This is a genomic window from bacterium (assembly GCA_039961635.1).
Lineage (GTDB): Bacteria > 4484-113 > 4484-113 > JAGGVC01 > JAGGVC01 > JABRWB01.
In genome coordinates, this window is record JABRWB010000009.1 from 1 (window position 1) to 25,576 (window position 25,576).

Annotated in this window: 23 protein-coding genes; 6 read left to right on the forward strand and 17 right to left on the reverse strand. The window is 58.6% G+C overall.

The features are described from left to right. The 4 genes from HRF49_01550 to HRF49_01565 all read right to left on the reverse strand — a co-directional run. Positions 1 to 223 (reverse strand): hypothetical protein (locus tag HRF49_01550; GenBank protein MEP0813336.1); only part of this gene is annotated, 223 nt, incomplete at its 3' end. Positions 224 to 616: 393 nt separating this feature from the next. Continuing rightward, positions 617 to 1,276 (reverse strand): cyclic nucleotide-binding domain-containing protein, encoded by a 660-nt coding sequence (locus HRF49_01555; GenBank protein MEP0813337.1) that lies wholly within the window; start codon positions 1,274 to 1,276, stop codon positions 617 to 619. 27 nt (positions 1,277 to 1,303) lie between these two features. Then, positions 1,304 to 3,031, reverse strand: a complete 1,728-nt coding sequence (locus tag HRF49_01560; protein ID MEP0813338.1) for a hypothetical protein — start codon at positions 3,029 to 3,031, stop codon at positions 1,304 to 1,306. Between the two features lie 13 nt (positions 3,032 to 3,044). Then, positions 3,045 to 3,542, reverse strand: coding sequence for a hypothetical protein (locus tag HRF49_01565; protein ID MEP0813339.1), 498 nt, complete (start codon positions 3,540 to 3,542; stop codon positions 3,045 to 3,047). Between the two features lie 71 nt (positions 3,543 to 3,613). Here HRF49_01565 and HRF49_01570 point away from each other — a divergent pair, with 71 nt between their 5' ends. Beyond that, positions 3,614 to 4,357, forward strand: coding sequence for a hypothetical protein (locus tag HRF49_01570; GenBank protein MEP0813340.1), 744 nt, complete (start codon positions 3,614 to 3,616; stop codon positions 4,355 to 4,357). Here the strand turns inward: HRF49_01570 and HRF49_01575 are convergent. Beyond that, a complete protein-coding gene (locus HRF49_01575; GenBank protein MEP0813341.1) occupies positions 4,335 to 5,798 on the reverse strand; it encodes an MFS transporter in 1,464 nt (487 codons plus the stop codon). The two genes, HRF49_01570 and HRF49_01575, sit on opposite strands and share 23 nt — an antisense overlap. A 51-nt stretch (positions 5,799 to 5,849) precedes the next feature. On the opposite strand from HRF49_01575, the gene HRF49_01580 reads away from it, so the two are divergent. Further along, a complete protein-coding gene (locus HRF49_01580) occupies positions 5,850 to 7,139 on the forward strand; it encodes a 1-acyl-sn-glycerol-3-phosphate acyltransferase (protein MEP0813342.1) in 1,290 nt (429 codons plus the stop codon). A gap of 305 nt (positions 7,140 to 7,444) precedes the next feature. On the opposite strand, the gene HRF49_01585 is transcribed toward HRF49_01580, so the two are convergent. Together HRF49_01585 and HRF49_01590 are read right to left on the reverse strand one after the other, a co-directional pair. Then, entirely contained in the window at positions 7,445 to 7,657 is a 213-nt protein-coding gene (locus HRF49_01585) for a hypothetical protein (protein MEP0813343.1), read from the reverse strand. A gap of 76 nt (positions 7,658 to 7,733) precedes the next feature. Then, positions 7,734 to 9,026 carry a right-handed parallel beta-helix repeat-containing protein gene (locus tag HRF49_01590; GenBank protein ID MEP0813344.1) on the reverse strand — a complete coding sequence of 431 codons (1,293 nt, stop codon included), beginning with the start codon at positions 9,024 to 9,026 and terminating at the stop codon, positions 7,734 to 7,736. 191 nt (positions 9,027 to 9,217) lie between these two features. On the opposite strand from HRF49_01590, the gene HRF49_01595 reads away from it, so the two are divergent. Next, positions 9,218 to 10,510 carry a class I SAM-dependent RNA methyltransferase gene (locus HRF49_01595; protein ID MEP0813345.1) on the forward strand — a complete coding sequence of 431 codons (1,293 nt, stop codon included), beginning with the start codon at positions 9,218 to 9,220 and terminating at the stop codon, positions 10,508 to 10,510. On the opposite strand, the gene HRF49_01600 is transcribed toward HRF49_01595, so the two are convergent. The 5 genes from HRF49_01600 to pyrE all read right to left on the reverse strand — a co-directional run bounded on the left by HRF49_01600 (position 10,469) and on the right by pyrE (position 14,960). Then, entirely contained in the window at positions 10,469 to 11,323 is an 855-nt protein-coding gene (locus HRF49_01600) for a hypothetical protein (protein MEP0813346.1), read from the reverse strand. The two genes, HRF49_01595 and HRF49_01600, sit on opposite strands and share 42 nt — an antisense overlap. Further along, positions 11,323 to 12,153, reverse strand: a complete 831-nt coding sequence (locus tag HRF49_01605; protein MEP0813347.1) for a hypothetical protein — start codon at positions 12,151 to 12,153, stop codon at positions 11,323 to 11,325. The genes HRF49_01600 and HRF49_01605 overlap by 1 nt, the downstream gene beginning before the upstream one ends. After that, a complete protein-coding gene (locus HRF49_01610; protein MEP0813348.1) occupies positions 12,153 to 12,824 on the reverse strand; it encodes a hypothetical protein in 672 nt (223 codons plus the stop codon). The genes HRF49_01605 and HRF49_01610 overlap by 1 nt, the downstream gene beginning before the upstream one ends. Before the next feature lie 12 nt (positions 12,825 to 12,836). Further along, the gene (locus tag HRF49_01615) at positions 12,837 to 14,321 is read right to left on the reverse strand and encodes a hypothetical protein (protein MEP0813349.1); all 1,485 of its coding nucleotides are present in this window, start codon (positions 14,319 to 14,321) and stop codon (positions 12,837 to 12,839) included. Positions 14,322 to 14,432: 111 nt separating this feature from the next. Further along, positions 14,433 to 14,960 carry an orotate phosphoribosyltransferase gene (pyrE, locus tag HRF49_01620; GenBank protein ID MEP0813350.1) on the reverse strand — a complete coding sequence of 176 codons (528 nt, stop codon included), beginning with the start codon at positions 14,958 to 14,960 and terminating at the stop codon, positions 14,433 to 14,435. A gap of 153 nt (positions 14,961 to 15,113) precedes the next feature. Between pyrE and HRF49_01625 the strand changes: the two genes are divergently transcribed. Beyond that, entirely contained in the window at positions 15,114 to 16,943 is a 1,830-nt protein-coding gene (locus tag HRF49_01625; protein MEP0813351.1) for an APC family permease, read from the forward strand. A gap of 3 nt (positions 16,944 to 16,946) precedes the next feature. On the opposite strand, the gene HRF49_01630 is transcribed toward HRF49_01625, so the two are convergent. Then, entirely contained in the window at positions 16,947 to 17,771 is an 825-nt protein-coding gene (locus HRF49_01630) for a UDP-3-O-acyl-N-acetylglucosamine deacetylase (GenBank protein MEP0813352.1), read from the reverse strand. A gap of 105 nt (positions 17,772 to 17,876) precedes the next feature. Here HRF49_01630 and HRF49_01635 point away from each other — a divergent pair, with 105 nt between their 5' ends. Further along, positions 17,877 to 20,432, forward strand: coding sequence for a PKD domain-containing protein (locus HRF49_01635; protein ID MEP0813353.1), 2,556 nt, complete (start codon positions 17,877 to 17,879; stop codon positions 20,430 to 20,432). A 50-nt stretch (positions 20,433 to 20,482) separates the two neighbouring features. Here HRF49_01635 and HRF49_01640 read toward each other — a convergent pair whose 3' ends face one another. From HRF49_01640 to icd, 3 genes are all read right to left on the reverse strand, one after another. After that, positions 20,483 to 21,292 (reverse strand): peptidylprolyl isomerase, encoded by an 810-nt coding sequence (locus HRF49_01640; GenBank protein ID MEP0813354.1) that lies wholly within the window; start codon positions 21,290 to 21,292, stop codon positions 20,483 to 20,485. Between the two features lie 99 nt (positions 21,293 to 21,391). Further along, a complete protein-coding gene (locus HRF49_01645; GenBank protein MEP0813355.1) occupies positions 21,392 to 21,784 on the reverse strand; it encodes a RidA family protein in 393 nt (130 codons plus the stop codon). Between the two features lie 27 nt (positions 21,785 to 21,811). Beyond that, positions 21,812 to 23,230, reverse strand: coding sequence for an isocitrate dehydrogenase (NADP(+)) (gene icd, locus HRF49_01650; GenBank protein MEP0813356.1), 1,419 nt, complete (start codon positions 23,228 to 23,230; stop codon positions 21,812 to 21,814). Between the two features lie 194 nt (positions 23,231 to 23,424). Between icd and HRF49_01655 the strand changes: the two genes are divergently transcribed. Continuing rightward, the gene (locus HRF49_01655; protein ID MEP0813357.1) at positions 23,425 to 24,363 is read left to right on the forward strand and encodes a dihydroorotate dehydrogenase; all 939 of its coding nucleotides are present in this window, start codon (positions 23,425 to 23,427) and stop codon (positions 24,361 to 24,363) included. A gap of 9 nt (positions 24,364 to 24,372) precedes the next feature. On the opposite strand, the gene HRF49_01660 is transcribed toward HRF49_01655, so the two are convergent. Further along, positions 24,373 to 25,434 carry a tetratricopeptide repeat protein gene (locus HRF49_01660; protein MEP0813358.1) on the reverse strand — a complete coding sequence of 354 codons (1,062 nt, stop codon included), beginning with the start codon at positions 25,432 to 25,434 and terminating at the stop codon, positions 24,373 to 24,375. Positions 25,435 to 25,576: the final 142 nt, after the last annotated feature.

Genomic DNA, 25,576 nt, shown 5'->3' on the forward strand with positions numbered 1-25,576 from the left:
AATCCTGCATCTCGAACGGATCAATCAGGTCCCCGCCGTCCAGCCCTTCCCCGCCCCCTTCCGGCTCGTCGTCTCCGCCGAATCCGGGATCGATCGCCGGAGTGCGCTCCAATACCGTTGAGTCGCCGGATTGATTCACTCCGCTTGCGCCCGCGTCCGGCGCGGACGCGGCGTACTGCTTCCTTTCGCCCTTTCCGCAGCTTGTGAAACTAGCCGCGATCATGGCGAGCACCGACAGGGAGAGGATTATGGCAATCCCAGCCCCCCCCCATGACCAGATTTGTCAACCGCTTAACCATTTGCGCTGCCTCCAAGAATGTTGAGATTTGCTATCGAAACAGGGGCGCGAGGGTGCCTCCGTGAAACGGATCCTGTCCAAAAGCCCCTTATTCTTCGCGTCATCGCTTCCGCCTCCGGCGGATAGTCCGCGGCCGTCCGATGCCGTTCGCGTGCATTATACCCCGATCCGCGGGTAAAATCACGCGCAAGGAAAAATCACGCGCGAGGGGAAATTATGCGCGCTAAAAAAATCACGCGCGGCGGTGAGTTTTTTGCGAAATCTCCCAATTATATCGGAATACAGGTGCGCAATTACCGGCATTTGCGCGCGCCGCGTTTATCCGGTCTGCGGAGGATTTTTGAGGAACCGCTCGCCGTAAAGAAGCGCCTGCTCCCGGACTTCCGGGGGAAGCGAAAGGAAGCGCTCCCACTCGCCGCCGCCTTCGCCCCCAATAAGCTCCTGCAGCGCCTCGCCGATGCGGTCGCGCACCTCGCCAAGCATCCCGCCCGTGTCGGCTTTCGCAACCATCTCGATCCGCTGCGCGAGCACCACCAGCATAGACGTCGTCTCGGCAAGCTTGCGCGCCAGGCGCAGCGCAAGCGCCTCGTAAAAGTCGGCCGCGGCCTCGGGGCTTCCCGCGGCGGCGCGCTCGAACTGCGCGCGCGTCATCCGAAGCATTTCGCACTCGGTCTCGGCGACGACGCTGGCCGTGCGCTCGGTCTCCCCGGATAGGAACGACACTTCGCCGAATACGCCGTCGTTTTCGAACGTCGCGACGACGTCGGTGAATCCTTCGCGCTCCACTTCGACGCGCGCGACTCCCCGGACTAAGACAAAAATATCGCGGCCCTCCGAGCCTTGCTGGACGACAACCGCTCCCGCGGGAAATCGTTCGAGGCTCACATGCTCCGGGAACAGCTCGCGGCGCGCGACGTCGCGGAAAAGCTCCGCGCGCGTAAGTACGTCGAGAATCGAATCGTTAAGCGTGTCAGGCATCGGGGGATTATAGCCGGAAAAACCGCACTAATGCCCGCCGCCGCTGACGCAAGCCGAATGGCAGGCCGAATGGCAGGCGCTGTGGCATGCGGAATGGCACGCGGAATGACACGCGCTGTGGCACGCGTCGTGGCATGCGCTGTGGACGTAGCAAGCGCTGTGGCACGCGTCGCCGGCGGTGAACGCGGCGAAGCTTTTGTAGCTGTCTGGCACGGAGGGCTCGACCGCCGCGGCGACCTGTTTCATTTCCGGGTAGCGGTCATAGTAGGATTCGCGGTAAACGTAGCTGTTGTGGTAGTGGAACCGGCCGCAGTACCAGGGGTCTTCGGCGATAACGTCGGGATCGTTCAGTCTCTGCCTTGCCGCCTCTTCGTCCTTCATCTCGTTCGACCATTGCTCGATGTAATGCGCCTTCGTGGCTTCGAGATCGCAGTTCCAGCATTTCTTCTGCAGGCTTTCGGTGAGCGTCCGGATCGCCTCGCGCACTATCGAAACGTCCAGCGAACCGTCGGAAAGAATTCCCTTCAGCAGCCCGTCTTCGAAAGGATCGAGGCTGCGCGCGACTTTGGGATTGCGAACTACGCGCAACGGATCGGCGCCCGTTATGGTCAGCATCTTCTTCGCCTGCATCTGCTCCAGGACGACGGACAGAATCTGGGCGACGGGCAAGCCGATTAGCAGCGCGATTTCCGGCGCCGTCAGGCCTTGCGCGACCTTTCCCGGCTCGCGGAACTCGCTGACCTGGATGCGCGGCGGCACCCAGTTGGCGTCCGTCCAAACGATCCCCGCGAGGTCGCGCTTTTTGGCCGCGGTCTGGCCGCGCTTCGCGACGGCCGCGATGGCGAAGACCGCGAACAAAATCACGCCCGCGAAAATGACGAGCAAGCGCTTTTCGGCGAACGTTTTGGGGATGGATTCGAGCACCGAGCTTGCAAAGTCGCTGCGGGATTCAAGCTTTCGTCCTTCCGAGAGCGCGGTCGCGACCGTCCGGCCTAGCTCCGGGAACCACTCCGCGGGCGCGTAAAGCTGGATTGCGAATTTCTCCATCGGCCTGATGTTTTCGCGGTGAAGCTTGACCGACGCCCAGATTTTTCCGTCCGCTTCGTGGCCGTACCAGTCCATTAAGTAATCCCTGTTCATGAACGGCTCGGTGTAGACCGGATTCGCGTCGTAATTGGTTTCCCAGTCCAAATCCGTCGATTCCACCGCGAACGGGAAGTGGATGTATACGGTCTCGTGCTCGAATCCCTCGTCCCACTGCGGCGGCGCCCAATGGAATACCGCCAGCTTTCCATGTTCCGGGCTTTCGGTATAAGCCAGATTTCCGTTCGCGCCGAGATCCTGGACGGCCGCGACCGTGTAGATTATCCTTCCGGGGCCGGTGAACGCCGCGCCGTTGGAGAGGATGCAGTCTATCTGGTCGCCGTTTCCGGTCAGAGAAAATTCGAGCGGCCACTTGCTCGAACCGTCCTCGGTTTGCGCGATGCAGTCGTCCATGAAAAACCGCGGCTCCGCGCCGTCGAATCCCTGCAGGTAAAAGCCGTGGAGGTCGCCGGAGCGGACGTCCACCAGCCACTGGTATTGGCTGATCACCCGCCCGTCCGCGAGCGGCGAAACATGCACCTCCACCCAGACGATGTCGTAATCCAGCGCAATTGCGCGCGCGGGGCAAAGCGCGAACGCTGCCAGCACAACCGCAGCGGCCAAAAACGCTGCGGACGCGCGGTTGAATCCGGCTTTGCGAGCGCTGGTCATGGTCCGGCTCCGGTCAGTCTTCCCTTGCGGAGTGAATCGTCTCGGTGCGGGCGCGCAGGAGGTCGGCCTGGCTGGAAATATATGCCGAGTAGCTTTCCTTCGCGGTCGCCCAATCCTCTTCGTCCGGGAACGTGAAAACGACGCCCTTCCAAATAATGTGATAGGCCCGCTCCAGTTCCGCCCGCCCGTCGCCTTCGCCCGTGTATTCGAAGCTGGCGTTGATCATCACGGGCTTGAACACGCGGGGATCCCCGCTTCCGACGTCGGTCGCGACGCCTGCGAATTCGATCTTCATTTCGTTCAGCAGGTCAAGGTGTTCCCGCAACGCGGTAAGCACGCTCGCAACGCTGAAGTCCGCGCTGGAAAAGCTCATCGTGAGCACCCGGCCCTGAATTTCGCCAAAAGGCATGAACATTCCGGTTCCTCCTTCCCTTGCGGGAGCGAAAATATGCAATTCCTCGCCCGATTTTAACACCGCGGAAAGCGCCGAGATATCATTAGAAGCATTCACAAGCAAATTTCCGGCTAAGGCCGGGCTGCCGTCGGCCGATAAGTTGGTGGTATATTTCGCCCGGGGTGTTCTTGGAAGAGCTAGACGAAACTGGCGAGGATGTCGACGCGTTCGAGCACTGGCCGGTAAGGCACCGGGTCTTTCTGCGCCAGCTCGCGACGGCGCCGGAGCGCGCGAATCCGGAGCTGCTGAAGGACTCACCCGACGACCTGAAGCTTTGGGGGAGGATCCTTTACGCCATCATCACCGAAAACGAGCCGGAGCTGCGCGCGCTTTTGCCAAGATACTTGGACACAATCGGGCGTAAGCGCAGCGGGAAGCTGAACGGGATCAGGTGCGCGGCCGACCTTTACCTCATGTCGCTCGATATACAGGATTACGCCGAATTGCGGCGCATCATCTATGAACTCAAGCCCGAGCGGATAGACGTAAACGAGGAGTCGAGTTGGGCGATAGTTTCCGTAGCCCTCGCGGCCGGTTTCGCGTGCGACGAGGAGGCTGTGGACGAGATAGAGCCGTGGATTTACAGCTTCGAAATCAATCCGTCCATCAGCGTCATTTCGAGGCTGCTGTTGACGCGGCCGGAGGACGATCTCGTTCCGCTTTTCAGGGCGGCCGTTGAAAGCTCGGGCGACCGATACCATTCGCTCTGGCTGGCCAGGCTGGCGCAGCGAATCGACGCTCCCCGCGTGGAGGGCAAGAAATGGGGGCCGCTGTTCCATCCCGAAAGAAGGGGATGGTACAAACTGATCGAAGAAGATCCGTTCGATTATTTCAAGCCGCAGAAATTGCTCAAACGTTACAAACTGGATTAGCCGGCCGCATCCCCGTACGCTGCTCCCGAACCCATACAAGAACCACGAGCCCCAAAGCGAACCAAACCAGTATCGAGGCGAACACCCACTTGTTCGACAACGCCCATGCGCCGGCTTCACCAAGGCGGGACAGGTTGGCGCCGAAAACCACGTCCCTGATGCGACCGGCTATGACCGGCGCTATAACCTGCGGCAGAAGCGTGGATACATCCCAAATGCCCATGTAGCTGCCGGCCTTGTTTTTGGGCATGAGCGTGCATGCGAAAGCCCAGTCCGCAGCGACGAACGCGAAGAATCCCGCGCCGATTGCAAGGCCGGACGCCATCGCCACCCAAACGCTGTGCGTGAGAATCAACGGTACGAGCATCGTCCCGCCTACGACAAGCCCGGCCGCAATAACCCATTTTTTTCCCAACCGGAGGGACAGGGGGACGCTTGCGCGGTTTCCGGCAAGCCCGCCCAGGATGAAAACGAGCAGCAGAGCGGGAAACACCATCGAAGAAAATCCGGGAATTTTCTCTTCGGCGACTCCCAGCGAACGCAGCCATTCTTCGCCGTCCAGATTGTAATGCGCGTAAAAGTAAATCCACGATGAAAATGAAACGTACCCGAGATAAATCAAGAAGCGCGATGCCCACAAAAACATCAGATTGGACTGGCTGCGCAGTTCGATTTTGCGATAATCCGCGATTATCGAACCGAGCAGCGTAGGCGCGGTTTTTGCGAATCGGACGACGGTGCCGGGTAGTATGGCGACCTCGCGAAACGCTCCCTCGATTTTCACCGCGGCATGGCGCGCCCAGCCGGTTTCGTCAACCGACAAAACGACTATCAGCATCGTTGCGACGAGAAACGCGGGATAAAGCCATCCGAATATTCCTCTGTACCCTGCGAACAAATCATCGCCGAACGCAAACGCAACGCCTGCAAGCGACAGAACCGCAAGCAAATTGCCCGATAAATGCAGGAATCCCATGGACGCGCCTGCCTGGGAATGCTGTTTTTCGGGCACGAGATCGGGAAGGAGCGATTGGAACGGAACCGACGCGACGTTTATGGTCGCCTCTATGAGCATGTACGCCAGGAACAGCCACCAGTATCCCGGCGCGAAAAGAAAAAACAGTATCGCCAGGCAGCCCGAAAGCGTTCCGTAAAGAATGAACGGACGGCGGCGGCCCATTTTCGAATGCGCGTGATCGCTTATGAAACCTATCGTAAGCTGGACGGCCATTACCACGACCGCGCCGCAGGACTTGAGCAATCCGTAATACCAGCCCACATGACCGGCGCCGAATTCTATTTCCGCGAAATGCTTGGCGAAGCCCGGCATCACGGCAAGCTGCTGCGTCGTCCAGAAGAATTGCAGCCCTAGCCAAAGCGCGGAAAGCCGGAACAGCTGTCCGGCGGTGAGAAAATCGGGCGCCTTGCGGGAATCGGGCACGGCGGGAACTGTATCACAGTGAAACCTGCGCGATGATACAATCCCGCGGAATTGGTCGCGACATCGCAATTCAGCCGCAGGAAACCGCCGCGCTACAAATTCCGGCCGCCCCGCCACGTCCCGTTTTTTATGTGGCTCGCCCGCCGCATCGCCGGATGCTATCTGCGCTGGTACATGAAAATCATCCGCGTCGAGGTTGCGGACGACGGCCTGGATATTCTCGAATCGCTGCGCGGGCAGCGTGTCATTTTCACGCCAAACCACCCGACGTCCGATCCCGCGGTTCTTTATGTTTTAAGCGGCAGGCTCAATATGAACTTCGTGTGGATGGCGGCGCGGGAGCTTTTTGAGAACGCGGTGCAGGGGGCGCTGATGGCGAATATCGGCGTGTTTTCGGTTGACCGCGGCAGGCGCGACGAGGACGCGCTTCGCGCGGCGCGCGAAGTCGTGATGAGCGGGAAAAACTGGCTGGTTATATTTCCGGAAGGAACAAACCACCAGCTTCACGACGAAATTCTGCCGTTTCTTCCGGGCGCGGCGCGGATGGGTCTCGAAGCTCTTGCGGAGTTGGAAAAGCGCGGTGATGATTTGCCGCCGGTGTATCTGCTTCCGGCGGCTCTGCGTTATTACTACACCGGAGACATGCGCGGGAAAGCCGCGGCGATACTCGCGCGGCTGGAGCGGCGACTCGGATTGCAAAGCGGCCACAAAAAAAAATGGCGGGAACGGCTCGCGGCGATTTCCGAGCTGGTTATGATACTCAACGAGAGGCATTACGGCGTGGTGCCTGACGCGAACATGGGGGGGGAGGCCAGGTTGGAGCGGCTCAAAGAAATCGCGCTACGGCGCGTGGCGGAGGGGCTTGGGGTGGAGCCGCCGGATCCCGATTCGCCGACCCGGAACCGGGTGCGCAAGCTTCTGAACGTTTCCAGCGAGATGTTGCACGCAGAATCGGAAGCGGGCGGGAGGTACGCGCGCGAACTCGACGCGGAAAGGCACGAGCGAATTTACCAGTTGCGGAGCGAACTTTTGCGCATTTCGCGATTCATGCCGCTTCGGTGGGATTACGAGATAGATATGCCGACAATCGAGAATTTTCTTGACATTCTAAATTTGCTCGAAAAAGATTTGCTCGGCAAGGACAGGATGTGGGGGCCGCGCGCGGTGATGATCAAAGTCGGCAAGCCGGTTGATTTGCGAGAGTATTTGGCGGAGTTCAAAGCCGATCCGGTGGAGACAAGCGAAAGGATAATGCTTCTCATCGAAAACGAGGTGCGCGAGCTATTGAAATCCACGGCGAACCTGATGTCCCCGCTGCCGCAGACGACGATATTTGATTAATGCTTATGTTGAAAAAAAGATGCCCAAAACTACTTATAAGAATATTCAATCTTTGTGCGCATTTGGGCGCTCGACAACCTCGAATACGTAAACGATGTGCCGTGCGTCGTCGACAGCGTAAATGATTCTAAAGATCCCCACCCTGATTCTGTACTGCCCCTTGAATTTGCCCTTGAGTTTCAAACACCCGTGAGGCCTTGGGTCAATCGAAAGGGAATCAATCGCCCTGACAATCCGAGTAACCGTCTAAGTGGAGAGCGGGTTGATTTTCATTCTGGCCGGCGCGTCGATAATCAGGCGATAACTCATAGTTTGCCGGCTTTTTTCAATTCCTTTTTGAATTCATCGAACGGGACAAAATCATGTTCCCGCTCCATCGCCTCGTCTGCCAGAATTGTGTCTTCCCATTCTTCCAGCTTTTTGATGATAGACTCGTAATCGCGCACGCTCAGCAACACGGACCTTTTCTTGCCGGTTTCGTCGATCAGAAACTGAGGTTTCAAACGCAGCTTGGACATGCAATGCCTCCTCCGCGGGACGATGCCGGCGGACATTTCATTTTACGCCGAAATAGCGGCAACCGCTTCCTGAAAATCAACCGATCTTGTTTCCGTTCTGCACTATTTCGCTCGACTTGTCGTCCACGTACACAGGAATCTTGCAGCGCTTGAACTTGTTGCCGGTTATCGCCGCGCGCGCGGTCTCGCTTACGATCACGCCGTATTTCATCTTGTAGAACTCGTTGCCGCTTACTTCGTAATCCTGGCTCGGGTCGTCGCCGATTTCCGGCGGCATCTCGCGCGAGAACAGCCTTACGCCGACCTTTCCGAATCCGATCCGGTTGTTCGTGATTATGTTCTTGTGACCGTGCTCGATCGCGATCGCGTCCTCGATGCATCCTTCGATTGTGTTTCCGTCAACGATGGTTTCGTACGAGTAGCCCAGCCAGAATCCGTACCGCGAGCCGGAGCAGTCGTTATCTATGAACTTGTTTCCGCGGCTGAACGTCGCCTCGATTCCGTTGTGCGGCGAGAACCGGCAGTCGTTGCGCCGCACGATGTTGAAGTTACTGGGCTTCAGATACGGGCGCTGGCCGGTGATGAAGAATCCGTCCCCGCCGTGCGCGAACGAGTTGTCCTCTATAACATTGTAATTCGAATCCTGCTGTATCAGAATCCCCGCGCTGTCCCCGCCCGCGCTGTACTGCCAGAATTCCAGACGCTGGCAGAATTCGGCTATGTTCTGCCTGATCTTGCAGTTGTCGCTGTTCCACAAGTGGATTCCCCAGCCGCTGTTGAACGAAAGCCCGCACTTTTCGACGGTAACGTTGCGGCAGTTCGCAAGCTGCACGCCGTTCTGCTGGAATTCCGCGGTCACGTTTCTCACCGTCGAGTTTTTGCAGTTTTTTAGGTAAACCGCGCCGCCGTACTGCTCGAATCCCTCGACACTCCAGATGTCCAGCCAGTCCGCGGTGTCGTATTTTTCGGGCGTAGAGACGTTGTGTTGCATCCGGCTGGATTCGACCTTTACGCCGTCAATAGTCACGTTCTCGCAATCTTCGATGAAGATGCCCCACTTGTATCCGGCGATGGTTCCGCCTTTGATTGTTATGTCCTTTCGGCCCTTCGCGTAAACGCCGATGCCTTCCATCGCGGACATGTCGGTTTCCGTGGAGCGCAGTTCGTAATCGTCGAGTTCTATGGTTATGCCGTCAGCAGCGATCAGCAACGCGCCCTTATTAGCAGGGTCGTCGATAGTCGCGATTTGGCCGGCGAACCGTTCGCTCACGTTCAGCACGATTTGGCCCGCGGAATCCGCGGACTTCGCGGCCGCGCCTGGTCCGAAAACCAGCGACAAGCAGATTACTACTGCAGCATGTGCAAACATTCGCAAGAGCATCGCCTTTCCCCTTAACCGCCGTACATGTTAGCAGAAGCGCCTCCGGAAGCGGTTTGCGGACGAAACCGGGGTATCGCGCGCCGTTGCTGCATCGCGGTCGGACATCGAAGCGGTCAAAATGAAGAACCGGCCGCGAGGAAGTGGTATAACTACACCGGTCGCATTGGGGATCGTCTAATTTGGAAGTAGCTAACCAAGAGGGCGGAGTAATCGCTCCTTTCCGCGGCGTTGTCGAGCGCTTGGGCTGGGGAGGAGTCGGCGTTGCGCGCCTGTTTGACGGGCGCATCGTTCTTTTGGATTCCCAGCTCGCGATTTTCCCCGGCGAAGAAGTCGAGGCAGAAGTTTGCATGAAGGCCAGGCACGGAGAAGGGCGAATTACAAGGATAATCCGTCCCGATCCGCAAAGAATCGCCCCCAAATGCCCCGTTGCGGAATCCTGCGGCGGGTGCGACCTTTGGGGGGCGTCAAGGCTGGACGCATCCAAGCTGAAGCTGGAAATGATTGATGACCTGGTAAGGCGCAACTTGGGCAACTGGTTCAAGTTCGAGTGGCATCCCGCGCCGAAGGACGCGCTGAGGCATCGAATTCAGCTTCACTGGGACGGATTCCGGCTCGGTTTTCACCGTCGCGGAACCAACGCCATAGTGGAAGTCGATTCCTGCCCGATGGCCGCGGGGGTGCTTTCGGCCGCGATTCCCGCGCTTAAGAAGGCGCTTTTGCTGCACGACCTTCCGAACGAACCCGCAAGGTGGGAACTCTCTACGGGCACTCCTGCGGGAAAAGTTTACGCCGTTAAAAACGGAGTAGGAGAAATTTACGAGATAGTGGATTCAGGCTGGAAAATCAATTCCCGCGGCCGCAACGTGCACGAATTTCCCGGCGCTCGAATGGAGCAGAATCCAAAGTCGTTTTTCCAGGTTTGCCCGTCCTGGGCGTGGCAGGCTTTCGGCAGGGTATTCAGTTCCTGGGACTTGTCCGGCCAAGTGTTATTCGATCTTTTCGGCGGCACGGGATTTTTCTCCAAAATGCTCGCGCCCAAATTCGGGATTATCGTGCTTGTGGAGAAATGGAAGTTCTCCGCACAGGATGCCCGCAGGAACCTGCGCGGTCTTCCGGCCGAGATCGTGAACGCCCCTCTGAACCAATGGCTCAAATTTTGCAAAGGCTCGCCTTCTTCAACGGTGATTGTTGATCCGCCGCGCAAGGGGCTGAACGAATTCGAGACAAAAAAACTGGGAAAGTTCAAGGCGAGCAACCTGGTTTACGTGGGATGCGACGGCGCGACGTTTTTCAGGGACGTGCGCGAGCTGTCCAAAAAGTGGCGGCTGAGTTCGCTCGCGGTAATCGACCTCTTCCCCAACACGGTTCATGCCGAGTTCGTGGCGCTGTTCAACCGGCCGCAGAGATTGGGCCCGGTTAAGAGGCGGGAATTACGTCCGCTGGCCGGCCCGCCCGTTCCGCTGCAGGAGTAGCGCAACAACGGCGATGACGATGATCAGCCCGAGCTGTATCGGAAACGCGTAGCCGAACGCCTCCGAGCTTCCTTCCTGCACAAGAAACCGTGCACGGCCGATGAAAAGGCTGACGCGCGCCATCACCGTCGAGCCGAAGCTCGCGCCGAACGCGAGCATCAGCGTCCAGATTCCGATTTTGGAAATCGTGCCGATCGTTCCCTTGTGCTCCACGCTGAAGAAGAAATACACGAGCGCCGACAAAACCCCCGCGAACAGCAGCCAGTTGTTGACGTACGAGGTGAACGGTATCGCGTTGCCTGTTGCCGCGGACGCCGCGGCGGAGCCCGCGATCACGCCCGCGACGGGGCCGAACAGCGGACTGAACGTCGCGATCGCCTGCGCTAGGATGTACTCGGTCAGGTACTTCGGAATGGCGACGCCGGAGCCCCATCCGATGTAGAACGCCAGACTCCAGCGCGACCACCAGCTTGTCGCGGGGATGAGCCGCATAAGCAGGAACAATCCGAGGAGTCCGGGGATGATGTAGTAATACTTGGGATGCTGCGCGTAAAGCTCCGGCTGCTCGGCGGCGTTGAATATCAGCTTCGGCATTATCCTGCCCAGCAACTCGGGCTTGACGACGTTCTGCCAGACGTAGACGATGTAGTAGCCGTTGGAAATGCCCAGGTACAGGTGCTCGGCGAATTTGAAAAACGGATTGTCCTTGTACAAAAAGGACAGCATCGCCAGCGTCAGGCCGACCGCGATCCATATCCCGATGATCTGTCCAAATTCCCCGATTGTGCCCTGCCAGTCCGTAAGCCAGGTCATCAGATTGCACCTCCGGAGCGCCTGGCCGCCCTTTCATGGGCGAAGGCGACGTTGCCAAGAACGATCAGAACGATAAGAAGGATGTGCACCCAGCTTTGAGAGACCATGCCTTTTCGCGCTATTCCCGGAACGCCCACCATCTGCTCGTAATCAGCAGCGCCTTTGAGCCCTCCGAGAATTCCGACGAATTGTTTGCTCTGGTAAAAGGGGAAATAGCTTGCAAAGCTGACCGCCGTGCATCCCGCGGCCATCGGGTAACCCGACTCGCTCGCCCCGTAAAGAAGCCACGCTTCCGGCGTCGCGCCCGCGGCTATGGACAAAAGAAAATCTATGTCTTTGCCGCTTTTCACATTCTGAAAAATCGGCATTGATTTTGTTTCCACCAAATTGGCGTCCGTGACGAAATAATTGACGATTCCCGCATTCACCGCCCGGATGCTGTTGGCGACGCCGGGCCGGAATCCGAGGTACACGTAATCCTCGCCGCTTTTGACGCCGAATTCCTCTTCCATCTGCTTGAATGCCAGCTGGCCCAGTCCCACGCCCGCGACGTTGAAAACGTTCACGCCTATGACCTTAAGCTTTTTCCTGAAGCAATGCCGCAGGAACGCCATCGTCATAGGCGTCAACTCCGGCTCGCTGGAGGGATCGTAGTCCTGGGCGAAAAGAACTACGCTGCCTTCAGGAAGCTGCTCGACATAGTCGTAGACCGCTCGGGACTCCGGCGCGGGAATTACGTCGGCTTCCATTTTAAGAAGAATGGGGGCGAATACAGCCACCGCAACGAGGAAGTAAATAAACTGCCTGGGGAGGTTGTAAATGAAATCCATCAGTCGCCTCCTCCCATGTATGTTCTCTCGATACCGAATATGATTCTAAGCGACGTGCTGATGATTCCGAGTCCGACTCCGAACATGACCGCCCTGAATCCGGCGGCGTTCGGAATGTTCAGAAGCCAGTCCGATATCACTTCTATGCGCAGGTTCCTTAGAATGCCTTCGTCCGGGATAAAGCTCGTTATCTGCTCGCCTACGGGAACCCGGCCGAGCATCGCGATCGCCGCAGCGATGAGAAGCATCGTCGCCTCCGGTGTCTTGGCCCGGAATGCCCGGTACGCGGCGCTGGCGATGTAGAACGCGAGGATGCTGAAAACCGTTGCCTGCATCGGCACCTGCATGTAAAGGAAAAACCAGGAATAAAGCCCCGTCGGATTTTCCACGCCGCCGCCGATCAAACCCGCCAAAGTCATGATCACGAGCGACAAGATAACAACCCAGGAAAATCCGTATCCCGCCTGCCTGCGCTTGATTTTGCCCAGGTGATTGTGAATGAGCGACTGGACGCCGATAAGCAGCGCGAAGGCGGCGATAATCTCCACCCAGATGTTCATGTCCTTCGCGAACTCTTGGGATTCCTTCGAAGGAATGTAGTTTTGCAGGATCATCACTATTCCGATTAGGAAAGCGATGGTCACCGGTATGTTTTTTTTCAGGAACTGCAATGCGCTTTCCTCCTAGAAATCGGTGAAGAAGTGCCTGACGATCCGCAGGCTCTCGTTTCCGGTGATCGCGTAAAGCGAACCCAGTATCGAGCCGATGACTATCAAGAAAATAATCACCGCCTTGGCCATGTCTATCGCTTTGATGCTGCCGAGCAGCTTCGGTTCGCGTGAAATGTACGCGCTGGCGGCGTAAAGCTCCTCGCCGATGAGCGTGTAATCGCACGCGCAGATGAAGAATGGAATCTGCACCAGCGCGTCGGTTCCGGCGATCTGGATCGCGCCGACCTGGTTGCCCGCCTCCGCCAAAAGCAGCGACTCCGCGTAGTAATAGCCGAAATAAAAGTTGGCGGCGGGCTTTTCGCGCGACATCATCCCGTTGACGGAGCTCACGTACGAGAACTGCTCCTGCGTGAGGAAGAAGACGTTGTCCTCGTTGTAGTTGTCGGGGCGCCCGGCCTCGATGTATCCCTGTTTCACGACTTCCTGGCAGACGCTCATAACGATCGGGTCGAAGCAGGGCACCTTCAGCTGGCTTTCGTACTCCGCCACCTTGCGTGCGACGCGGCCGAGGATGTTCGTGGCCGCGATCGTGGACACGTCGCTCATGTAACCCAGGCCGCACAGGTAAAACATCGTGCGCCCCATCTCGGTTGCGCGGCCTATCGCCTCGTCAACGGCTTCCAGGCCCGCTATGCGCCTTATGTAAAGCTCGATCCCGCGCCTCGCCTTGCTGATGAAAGCAAGCACCGCGGCGCATAGGAATATCAGAATGATGAACTGGTTGGTTTTTGCCTTGTTCCACCAATTGTTTGCGGCCGCGCCCTGCGCCGTTTGGGGAAAATAATAGGCCGCGGGAGCGGATTCGCCCGGCGCGATGCCAATCCGGACGAAAGCGGGCGTTCCGTCCGCCACGGTTTCCTCTCCCGCGGCGAGCCCGGCTCTTGCGAAGTGCGTCGTGTCGTGGCCTGCGCGGAAGAAACCGAAATTCCCCTCGTCATCCTTCAGGAACTGCGTCCCGGCCTGCACCCTTGCGGCCTCGAACCACGGCCCGTCCTCCGCCTTACCCCATTCAATCACAAAAAAAGGAGCGTCTGCATGAGAGCCATCGGATAAGTCAAGTCCCGTGTCTTCCCAGGCCGCCTTGCTCCAGGTGACGGCAAGCGAACCGCCCTCGTCGTTCGGCCAGTCGAATGCCTTGAGGTTTTCAAGAGGCGGAGGGGGGGATGCGAGACCGACGGCGACCGCGTCCCCGGCATCTGCGGCTCCCGCGCCGCCTTCCGCCTCCGGCTCGGCTTCCGCCATGGGCATACCGGCGACTTCCGATCCGCCTTCGTCGGTCGCATCTTCAGCGTCCCCGGCAGCCGCAGATTCGGGTGGCGGCTCCGCGCCTTCATCCTGCGCAATTGCGGGGATGGCTGTTACTGCCAAAAGCAGCAGGACTGCCCCGCAAAGGCTGGGCATTAGGATTGCATAAAGACCTTCAAGATTCCTTCTCAACCGCCGCTCCGAGATTGAATTGGCGGCGATTATAGCACCGGATTCGGTGCTTGATTACCGGCCGAGGCTTGAAAATGCAATTCTCGGATCCGCCTGACGCGGATGCCTGTTCTATCCCGACGGCATTCCGATGTCATCGCGGTCGAAGAGCGCCCAAAACTGTATTCCGGCTTCGGCGAACGCCTCCGCGCCGCCCTGCTTGCGGTCGAGGACCGCGAGGACGCCGGCCACCTCGATGCCCGCGTCCATAAGGCGCTTCGCGGCTTCGATGGATGCGCCGCCCGTCGTCACGACGTCCTCGATGATCAGCGCGGGCGCGCTCTCCACTCGCCTTCCCTCGAACAGCTTTTCCGTCCCGTACTCCTTGGCGGCCTTGCGCACGAAAATCGCCGGGATGCCCGATTCGAGCGCGACCGCGGTGACGAGCGGGACGCCGCCGAGCTCCACGCCCGCAAGCTGCCGCGTTCCCTCCGGCAACATCGCGGCTAAAGCGCGCGCGACATCGCGCAACACGTCCGGCGTGCCTTCGAATAGGTACTTGTCGAAGTAATACCTGCTCTTTTTGCCGCTGCGGAGAGTGAAATCGCCTTCCAGAAGCGCGACTTCCCGCAGCTTCGCCGCAAGCGCGGTTTTATCCATTCCGGCCTCCTTGAAACCGCGGCGATGGTAGCACGGAAGAGCGGCGCGGAATCGCGTACGAGCCGCTTGATACCCCGTCGCGATGGCAGGCCGGCCGCGGGAGTATAATTCCGAACTTTGAATGACCAGGCCAGGCGACTTACGGTGCCGCATATGAAACTTCCTTCGCTTCGGCGCGTTATTCTCGGCCGGCCTATTCCTTCGCACAAGGCGCAGCATCAAAGGCTGCCGAAATTTCTCGCCCTGCCGGTCTTCGCCTCGGATGCCCTGTCATCCACCGCATACGGCACACAGGAAATAATCCTGATGCTCACTCTCGCGGGCGCGGCCGGGCTGCACCTGACGCTGCCAGTTTCGATCGCGATTGTCGCCGTGCTGGTTTTGGTTGTTTTGTCCTATATACAAACCGTCCACGCCTACCCAAAGGGCGGGGGAAGCTACATCGTTTCCAAAGAGAACATTTCAACCGGAGTCGGGCTTCTAGCCGCTTCGGCGATTCTGACGGACTACATCCTGACCGTCGCGGTCAGCACAGCGGCGGGAATCCAGCAGGTTACAAGCTTTTATCCAAAGCTATCGCCCTACGCGCCGGAGCTTTGCGTGGGAGCGATCATGCTCATCACGCTGGCAAATCTGCGCGGCGCGAAGGAATCCGGGGCGCTGTTCGCGATTCCGACGTACTATTTCGTACTTTCCATCGTCGCGATGGTTTTGGTCGGGCTTATCGGCCCGATGTTCGGATACAGGCCGCTGGATCTTGGGCAGGCCGCGCCGCATCCAGAGCACGCGCTGGGATGGTTCCTTATTCTTAAGGCGTTTGCAAGCGGGTGCGCGGCGCTTACAGGAGTCGAGGCGATAACCGACGGCGTGCAGGCGTTCAAAGCCCCGGAATCCAAAAACGCGGCGATTACGCTGACCATAATGGCGGTGCTGCTGGGATCCATGTTCCTCGGCGTGTCCTATCTGGCGCAAAGCAACAACATCATTTACGCGCATGGAATGGACGGCGAATCGCTGATTTCGCTGGTCGCCCGATCGGTTTTCCACGACAATCACTATTTCCGGGGAGCGATACTGCTCGCGACCACGCTTATCCTAATCCTTGCGGCCAACACCGCGTTCGCCGATTTTCCGCGCTTGTCCGCGATTCTGGCGCGGGACGGATTCATGCCGCGGCAGCTCGCCAACCTCGGCGACAAGCTCGTTTTTTCCAACGGCATCCTGCTTTTGGGAGCGCTTTCCTCCTTGCTCGTTATCGCGTTCAAGGGTCACACCGACAGGCTGATTCCGCTTTACGCCGTTGGCGTTTTCCTGTCGTTCACGCTATCCCAGACGGGCATGGTCAGGCGCTGGCTAAGGCTAAGACCCAAGGGGTGGAGGCTGAACGCGCTTCAGAACGGAACAGGCGCCGCTGCGACCGGTATCGTCCTCGCGATTATCGTTATGGAAAAATTCACGGAGGGCGCGTGGGTGGTTGTCGTAGTCATCCCGATAATCATGACGATCTTCTGGCGCATCAAGGCGCACTACGAATGGGTCGGCAAAAGGCTTTCGCTTGACGGTTACAAGACCCCCGCAAAGAAAGAGCATCTGGTAATTATCCTTGTGTCCGGCATACACCGCGGCATTCTGCAGGCGTTCGATTACGCGGAGCGTATATCGCCCAAGCTGCGCGCGGTTCACGTAGAAATCAATCCGGACAACACGCCGCGTTTCAAGGAAATGTGGCACAAGTGGGCGCCTGACATTCCGCTCGATGTGGTCGAATCCCCGTACCGTTCCCTTGTCGGCCCGATAGTGGACTACGTCAAAAATTTAAGAAGGGAATACCCGAAACACTACATCACGGTGCTCGTTCCGGAAATGGTGCAGCCCGGACTTGCAGGATTTCTTTTGCACAACAACGCCGCGTTCTTTATAAAGATGGGGCTGTACAACGTGCGCGACGTCGTTATTACCAACCTGCGATTCTTCCTGGATTAGCGGCTACGGCAGGAGCATCGCGAGCCTTTTCGCCGCGACGTGGTTCAGGTGGTGGCCGCTTCTTATTCCGATCACGCGTGCGACGAGGTGCGGGCTGAATATCGAAAGGTCGCCCAGAATGTCCTGCGCCTTGTGGCGCGCGGGTTCGTTTGCCGCCAAAAGCGGCTTGTTCGGCCCGGCTCCGGTGATCAAAACAGCGCGGTCGGGGTTCTCGTGCCGGAGGAATCCCGCATCCAGCGCCTTTTTGGCTTCGTCTTCTGTGATAAACGTTCGGGCGCGGAGAATCTCGTCCAGTACCCGATCCTTCGGCGTGTCCGGCTGGTACTGGACGCCCAGGAGCGGATGCGCGTGATCGAGGACATAGCTGACGCTGAATGTGTCCGCGGGAAGAAGTATGAGCGCCTTGTCTTCTCCCGAAACGACCAGCGGGACGCCGAGTTTCTTTGAGCGCGCGGGCGCGTCCTGCTCCGTTTTGCCGGCTTCAGCAAGCGCATCCAGATAGTCTCCCGCGGAGCCGGATTCGCTGGGGATTTCCGGCCCGTCCACATCTATGAAAACGTTGTCGATTCCCAAGCCTGCAAGGCACGCGAGGACGTGCTCGACCACCGAAACCTCGGCTTTGCCGTTGGCAAGCACGCTGCAGTTCGGCGACTCCACCAAGTTGTCCGGATGGACGCGGATTGCGGCGTCCTCGCCTAGATCGATACGCCTGAAAACCACGCCCGTGTTGGGCGGCGCGGGATGAAAAACCACCGAAGCGGGCAGATCGCTGAACAAACCGCGTCCCTCGAACCGGGCGGCGCGCACGATAGTCGTCTGGTTGGGCATCGGAGCGGGGATTTTAACACGGAGCCGCCGCGGTTTTTGCATTTTCGATTCGAGGCCGGAGCGGTTTTCACGATATAATTCAAGCGCGGCGGGGGCCGCGACCGTATGCGAAACGCGTTTGCGACATTCTGCGGGGCATTGCTTTTTCTTTTCGCGCTTTCATGCAGGGCGGGCAACGGCGGACATACTCGGGCGAAGATTTTCGATCCTGCTTCGGTTATAGGGGAAATTGAATCGTTTGAAGCAGCACCGGAAGCCGATCCGGAGGTTGTACGTGCGCTTAAGGACGCGCTGATCGATGCACTGAAGTCCCGCGATACAGGCAGGATGGCGTCCACTGCCCCGTCCGGAGACGCGGGAAGGGTAACCGACCTCAGACTGAACCGGTTCTCCGGAATGCGGTTGGAGTGGACATACCGGAACACGGGAGATTACGACAGAAACGGCGAAGTCGGAGTGTCCGACATCACGCCTATCGCGATCAATTTTCTCGCCGACACGGACGACGGGGTCAACGACGATACCGAGCGCCCGATCGACGGCGACGGGAACGGCGAAATCGGAGTAAGCGACGTGACTCCGATTGCGATCAATTACCTTGCTACGGTCGCGTCGTACCGCGTGATGACGTCCGATTCCGCGGATTCGGGATACCGCGAGCTTGATGCTGTGCCGCTGGTTCCGTCCTCAATCGGCGCGGGCGGTTTGCTTTCCGCGCAAATTCCAAGCCCCGACAGATTCTTGTACATCGTTCCCGAGGACGGGCAGGGCAATCTGGGCGCGCAAAGCAACGTGCTCGATCTCGAATCCGTGCCGGACATCATATCTATTTCGCCTCTTTCCGGAACCGCGGGCGCGGAGGTCACGATATCGGCCGATGTTCAATGCAATGCGCAATACTATATGGAATGGCAGGTGCCGGGAGGTTTTTATTCGAATTCGGGAGAACCGCTGACCGTAACCCTTCCCTCTTCCCCCGGCGGGCAATACCTTGCGGTGAAGGCGGAAAACGAATCGGGATACGACCTTTACACCGGCACATTCACGATCGTCGCCGGTCCAGCGCCGCCGGTGATTTCTTCGGTCGAACCTCTGTCCGGCGAAGCCGGACAGGTGGTCGAGTTCACCGCAAGCGTCGAGGGCGATCCGCCGCTTTCGTATTCATGGAATTTCGGGGGGGGGGCTTCTCCGGATGCGTCCGATGAAGATTCTCCGACGGTCACACTCGGCGCGCCCGACAATTACCAGGCTTCGCTCACTGTTACCAACGATGCCGGCGCAGACACTTACGATTTCGAGTTGACTGTCACCCCCGCGGCGGTCAACACGCCGCCCGTCGCGCAAATACAGGCGATCCCGCAGGAGGGCGAGTCCCCGCTTCTGGTTTTTATGGACGCCTCGGCGTCGTACGATCCGGACGCGGACGGCTCGATAATCCGGTACGAGTGGGACTGGGAGGGCGACGCGGTTTTCGATTACGATTCCGGGACGCTGGCTTCGGTGGATCACACTTACACCGAGCCGGGCACTTTCAGCCCGACCGTGCGCGTCACCGACGACGAATACGCATGGAACCAGGCGGCGACCAGCGTCGTCGTCAATTATCCCAGCGAGTGGCGTATCGTGACGGTGGACTCGCTTTTCGATCCCTTTGCATATCCTTCGCTTTCGATGGTGGACGGACTGCCCGCGATCAGCTTCCGGAAAGGCGGCAACTTGATGTACGTCCGAGCGCTCGACATCTACGGAGCGACCTGGGACGAGCCGGCCGTTATTCACGACAACGGGGGCGGTTTTTATCCGAGCTTGGCGGGCGACCTGCGGCCGGGGATAACCTACCGCAATGTTCAGGGCAATTTGCTTTACATACGCGCGGATGACACACAGGGCACCGTTTGGGGAGACCCGGTTACGATAGACGCCGGCGCGGACACCGGACACTACAGCTCGCTCGACTGGGTTTCGCGGGAATTCTGGCCGCTTGAATACGTGCTTCCCGGTGTCGCGTATTACGACGCGGCGGACGGCGACCTGATGTTTTCAAGCGTGATAGACCGCGATGGAAACTGGGGCGAGCCGATAGTCGTGGATTCGGGCGGGGCCGGCGATACGGGTGTATATCCCTCGCTCGAGACGGTCGGCGGAAATCCGGCGATCGCGTACTGGGATGCGACGAACACGCGGCTGATGTTCGTGCGCTGCGAGGACAGGTCGGGCGACGTCTGGGGAAGGCCCGATTCGCTGGACAATTCCGGCGACGCGGGGCTGTTTCCCGCTCTTATAACTGTAAATGAATATCCCGCGGTCGTTTACTGGCACGCGTCGTTGCAGCAGGTGCGATATTTGCGCTCGCTCGCCTACGACGGGACCGTTTGGGCGGCGCCGGTTGCCGCGGTCGAGCCGGCGATACTCGCTACGCGGATATCAGCCGCGATAATGGGCAGCACGCCTTGTTTCGCGTACTTCGATTTATCAAGCGACGCCGTAATGTTCGCGCGCTCGAACGACGCGAACGGAGCAGTCTGGCGGCCGCCGCAGACGATCGAATCGGGATTGGGCGAGGACGGCGGATGGCCTTCTATGGTGGCTGTCAACGGCGTCCCGATGGTGGCGTACGTAAACGCGGCGTCTGACGAACTCAAGTTCGCCGCGTACCGCTGAAAAAAAAACCGGCGGGCAGAGCGCCCGCCGGCGGTTGGCCGAAAGCCGGATTACTTGAAATACGCCTTCAGGATGTAGTCCGCATCGGGAAACTGCTGCTTGAACTTGTCCATTCCGCCCGCGGCCGCAAGACCCATCTGGTCGACATACTCGCAGCGGGTCAGTTTGTCCGCGACATCCATACCCTCGACAACTTCTCCGAACGCGGAAAAGCCCTGGCGGTCCAAGTTGGCAGAGTTGTCCACGAAATTGATGAAAATGTGGGTGCTGCGGCTGTTGGGAGCGCCGGTCTTGCCGTACACAACGGTGCCGCGCTTGTTGCCTTGGACGACCGGCTCGTCCGGGATCGTCAGATCGCCCCATTTTTCATTGAGAGCGGGATCCGCAGCCACTCCGCACTGGGCCACGAAACCTTCGATTACGCGGAACCATGGCGCGCCGTCGTAAAACTTCGCGTTGACGAGCTCTTTGAAATGCTCCACTCCCTTTGGCGACCATTCCGGATGAAGCTGAATTACAATGTTGCCCTTCGTCGTTTCGAGTACCACCATATTTCCCGCACCGCCTTCGGAAGTTGTTCCTTCAGTACCATCGCCCGCGGGCGGGACGGCTTCTGAACCTTCGCCTTTGCCGGCCGCTTCGGCGTCCTTCTGTTTTTGCATTCCGGCCGCCGAAACCACGCCCTCCGGGGCGGCGGGAATTTCGCCTTCAGCCGCGGAATCCGCGCCGGCGGGCGGCGTGGTCGCGGTCGTGGAGCCGACGTTCATTCCGTCGTCCGCAGGTTCCTCTTCGGCCTTCGGACAGCCGAACAGCACCGCGAGAAGCACAATCATCAGGAATGCGTAAGATGCAATCCTCAAGTCAATCACCTCTTTGGTTGAGAAAAATCGAGCGGGTAGTTTAGCACAGGGCGGCTTTCCCCCCGCTGGGGATTAAAGACGAATCTGCTGCAATCCGGTTCACGCCTCCCGGACGACCGCGACGAGTTCGATTTCGGCCAGCGCTCCTTCCCCGAACAGCCCCGCAACCTGGACGCAGGTCGCGACCGGCCGGATTTCGCCGAATATCTCGCCGTGCGCTCTCGTGAATCCTTCGGAGTCTTTCAAATCGACAAGGAAACAGGTCGTTTTAACGACGTCTCCAAAATTGCCGCCGAGGGCGGCCAGCGCCTTTTCGAGCTTGCGGAAGATGTAAACGCACTGCGCATAGCAGTCCGAGCCGTGGATTTTGCCCGTTTCGTCGGCCGCGACGGTGCCCGCCGTCAATATGGTGTTTCCAATTCTGACCGCGCGGCTGAATCCGACGGATTCTTCCCAAACGTTGCCGGTGGAATATCGCCTTATCTCGGACATACAATCCGGTACCCGACGAGGCGCGGATTACGCGAGATGCTCGATTATCCGCTCTCCGAACTTGCTAGCTTTCACGCCGTACTTTTCGCTTCCGCCTTCGAACTGGCGGGCGATGTCGTAGGTCACGAACAGCTTGTCCCACTCTCCGCGCGCGGCCGCATCCGCGCTTTCGCGGATGGTTTCCCCAATGGCGCGGTCGATAAGCTCGCCCGCCTCGACCCAGCCCATCCATTTGAGCATCAGGACGCCGGAGAGGATTACGCTGCCGGGATTGGCCTTGTCCTGACCTGTGTACTTGGGCGCGGTGCCGTGAGTCGCTTCGAATATCGCCGCACCGTCGCCGATATTCGCTCCCGGCGCGAGTCCCAGTCCGCCGACGCAAGCCGCCAGCGCGTCGGACAAATAGTCCCCGTTAAGATTCGGGGTCGCGATGACGCTGTACTCGTCGGGACGGAGCTGCACCTGTTGGAACATGCTGTCCGCGATGCGGTCTTTGACGACTATTCTGCCGTTTGCGTCGCCTTTGGCCGCGCCGCCCCGGGGGGCGGCATCCTCCGCCCAAAGCTCGTCTTCCGTCACGATTTTGTCGCGGAACTCCGCCTTGGCGATTTCGTAGCCCCAATTCTTGAACGCGCCTTCGGTGAATTTCATGATGTTGCCCTTGTGCACCAATGTCACCGACGGCAGCTTGAGATTTATCGCGTACTTGATGGCGCGGCGAACCAGGCGTTTTGTGCCTTCCGGACTGATGGGCTTGATTCCGATGCCGGATGACAGCTTTATCGGCTGCGCCAGTCTGTCCTTGTAGCCCAGCTCCTCGTTGAGCAGGTTGATTATCCGCTGCGCCCGTTCGCTTCCGCCCACTTCTTCGACGCCCATATACACGTCTTCCGAGTTTTCGCGGAAAAGGTGCATATCAACCTTGTGCGCGTTTATATTCGGCGCCGGAACTCCCGGGTAGTGGCGTACGGGCCGCAGGCAGACGTATAGATCGAAAATCTGGCGCAGCGCGACGTTTATGCTCGAAAACCCTCCTCCTATCGGCGTGGTAAGCGGACCCTTAAGGGCCACTTTGAAGTAATCGATTGCCTTCAGTGTGTCTTCCGGTAGATAGCAATCGCGCTGGCGTTGAGGAGGAAGACCTTTGAGTTGATCGTCTGTCACGTTGGGGAAGTAAATCTCGCGCGATGCGTCGCCGGCATGCACTTTGAACCACTCAATCTTTCGATTGCCGCCGTATGATTTTTGCACCGCCGCGTCGATTACTTTGACAGAGGTTTCCGTGATTCCCGGCACGCCGCCGATCGAGCGCCCGATGCCGTCGCCTTCGATAAGGCAGACGATCGGATTGTCCGGAGTGACCGGATCTCCATGAGAATCGAATGTGAATTTTTCGCCCGAGGCGGGCAGGGGCAGCTTTTCGAAGGATATGTCGAACTTGGCCATGGTTCTCTCCCGAAAAATGACATAGGGCGGCTTGAAGGCCGTCCCGCTCAATATAGCGCCGCGCGCGGCCGCGCGCAAATTTGTGAAGCGTTTCCCAAATAAAACGCGCCGAAAGTGCTCGATTTCGTTTTACCATTCGGGCTGTTCTTCTTTTTTGGGGCAAAATGCACGGGGGCGGGTATATAATCGCGGCGATGGAATCAGCCAAAAAACTTGAATTTATCCCCGATTTGTCCGTAAAAATCGGCCCGCTGACGCTTAAAAATCCGGTGACCACCGCGTCCGGCTGCTTCGCCTACGGAGAGGAATACAGCGATCTTTTCGACGTTTCCACTCTCGGCGCGTTCTTCACCAAGGCTGTCAGTCCCGAGCCGCGCCTCGGCAATCCGACACCGCGGATCTGGGAAACGCCCGCCGGAATGCTGAACACGATCGGATTGCAGAATCCGGGCGTGAACGCCTTTATTAAAGACAAAATCCCGTTTTTAAACGGTCTTGGCACGGTTTGGATAGTCAACGTGGTCGGGCACACCGTGCGCGATTACGTGACCGTGATTGAAAAAATCGAGGAAGCGGCGGGCGCGCCGGGCTACGAATTGAACATTTCGTGCCCGAATGTCGAAGGCGAAGGGATGGAATTCGGCAAGGATTGCGCAGTGGCCGAAGCGCTGTTTTCGGCTTGCCGCAAGGCCACGGACAAGCCGCTAATCGGCAAGCTTACTCCGAATGTCACCGACATAACGCTTCAAGCGAAAGTCGCCGAAGCGTGCGGGCTGGACGGGATAAGCGTAATCAACACGATCAGCGGAATGGCGATAAATATCCAAACGCGCAGGAGCCAGCTTGCCAAGCCGACGGCGGGCTTGTCCGGCCCCGCGATACGGCCGATAGCGGTGAGAATGGTTTGGGAGTGCGCAAGGGCGACCAAGCTTCCAATTGTCGGCCAGGGCGGGATTGTCACCGCGCAGGACGCTTTGGAATTTATCATCGCGGGCGCCACCGCGATTTCAATCGGAACAGGACTGTGGCTGGATCCGGATTGCTGCGGCAAAGTGCTTTCAGGCATCCGCGGTTATATGGCCGAAAACGGTTTCAGAAGCATCTCCGATTTCCGGGGTTCAATACAGGTTTAATCCGGCAGGCTAGCCGCCGATTCCGCTGACGCCGGGCATTCCAGGAGGAGGCTCCGGACGGGATTCCGGATTCCCGGGCGTTACCTCGCGGCCCCAAATGTCCACGGTCGCGGGAACATTCTGCGATTCGTCGTGCGGCGGAGCTTCCCAGAATTCGAGCTGGCTGACGTGAAGCTGAATGGTGCCTGCATCCGGATGTTCGGGATTCTCGGCCAAAAAGCGCTTGAATTCCTTAATCGCGTCCTGAATCTTGCCGTCGTATTCAAGCGCGTAAGCGAGCATCAAGCGAAGCTCGGGGTCCGGATAGTTGAGCGACAACGCTTTACGCATCGCAATCGCCGCGTCCGCGTATTCCTCGTTGCGAAAGCGAATTCGCGCGAGAAAATACCAGGATTCCGCCAGCGACGGATCGACCGCTACAGCGCGGGTGTAGAAATCCATCGCCCTGTTCGAGTTGTTCTGGTAAAGCGCTATGTGTCCAAGCCCCTGCAGCGCGACCGGGTCGTCGCCCTTCAAAGCGATCACTTTCGAATAGTTTTCGGAAGCCAGCGTGTAATCGCGGTTTTCGAACTGGAAGTTGGCCAATCTTAATCTGGTGTCCGTATCGTTCGGATCTATGGCCAGAAGCTTTTCCAGCTTTTCACAGGCGCGGCCTATCCGCTCGTCCTCGACAAGCAGGTCAATCTGCTTTTTAAGCACTTCTGCGTTATTCGGATCGGATTCAAGCGCCTTTTCATATTCCCTTATGGCGTCTTCCCTGCGCCCGCTTTTCAAGTAAAGGTCGCCAAGAGCCACGTGCGTTGCCGGCGCAGTCCCGGAGCCGGTCAGCCCGTTTTCAAGCATCGCTATGGCGGCGTCCACATTGCCCTCCTTGGCCAACCTATCCGCCCTCGCGACGCCCCGTTCGTTTTCGACGCTTTTCTTTAGTTCGGCGAATTCCCTGCGAAGCTGCTCTTCGCGTTTTTTGGATTCGCCGTAGGACTTAATGAAATATGCCGACACGGTTGCCGCAATCGCGAAGAACGCGATCGCCACCGCTGCCAGCAAAAACTTGCGCTTTACACCTGCCATTTCACACCACCAAGCGAAAGGAATAGAATTATACCCTTCCGCAAACGCTGATTCAGCCCGCCGCCCGCGGGAAGCGCGGGCCGGGCTGGCGCCTCTAAAGACCGCTCAAAAGCGATTTCGTTGCATCCGCAAGCCGGTTTCA